The following is an 833-nucleotide window of genomic DNA, read 5'->3' on the forward strand; positions in this document are numbered from 1 at the left end:
TCGCGCCGCCACCCGCCGCACCGCCGCCCGTCGCGCCGCCGCCCCCGGTGGAGCCGGCGCCGGAGGCCGTGCCGTCGGTCGGCGAGTAGGCGCCCGTCCGGCCGCCGCCGGATTGCGGGCCGTCCCGGGGCGTGATTGCGTCGGAGCAGCACGCAGGACGAGCCGGCGAGAGGTGGACATGAGCGAGGACGTCAGCACCCCCATCCCGGACGAGCCCGGTCAGGACCCCGACGCGCCGGTCCAGGACCCCGTCAACGACGGCTACGGGTTCTCCGACAGCCCGACCTCGGGCTTCGACCTCGGCAACGAGGACCCGGCGATCTCGAGCACGCGCGAGGAGGTCGCGCCGGGCGAGCGCCAGGGCGACGCCCGCACCGAGCCGGATGCCGGCACGGCACCGGACGCGTCCCCGGTCGTCTAGCGCCCCCGGTCGTCGCGCCTCAGGCCGTGTAGCGCATCGCCCCCGGCCACACGCCGGGCTCGGCCGCGCCGTAGTCGCGCCGTTCGAGGACGCTGCCGTCGACGTCGTGCACGGAGTGCTCGCACGCCAGCTCGATCGCGATGGCGCGGCCCTCGGCGACGGCCGTCGTGCGGCTCGTCCACGGTGTGCCCTGCTGCAGGCCGTCCACCATGTTGCGCCAGGTGTAGGCCTCGTAGACGGTGTGTACCTGGACCACGGTTCCCCCCGGGGTACGGGAGCATCGTTGCTCGTCCGCCATCATCGCGCGGCGGGCGACGTCCTGCCAGTGGGCGAGGGCCCCGGCATCCGTCAGCGGGACCGCCCGCGCCCCGTGCCGCCGCGCGCCCCCGGCCGCCCGCCGCGACCGGACCCG

General features: G+C 76.8%; 2 protein-coding genes. One reads left to right on the forward strand and one right to left on the reverse strand.

Annotation, left to right across the window (positions count from 1 at the left end):
* Window positions 1-178: 178 nt before the first annotated feature.
* On the forward strand, window positions 179-421 hold the full coding sequence (locus IDM29_RS16860; RefSeq protein WP_188037858.1) for a hypothetical protein: 243 nt from the start codon (window positions 179-181) through the stop codon (window positions 419-421).
* A 19-nt stretch (window positions 422-440) separates the two neighbouring features.
* Here IDM29_RS16860 and IDM29_RS17050 read toward each other — a convergent pair.
* Window positions 441-833, reverse strand: a 393-nt coding sequence (locus IDM29_RS17050; protein ID WP_223148452.1) for a hypothetical protein, incomplete at its 5' end; no start/stop codon positions are given.

The organism is Actinotalea sp. JY-7885, from assembly GCF_014525465.1.
Classification (GTDB): domain Bacteria; phylum Actinomycetota; class Actinomycetes; order Actinomycetales; family Cellulomonadaceae; genus Actinotalea.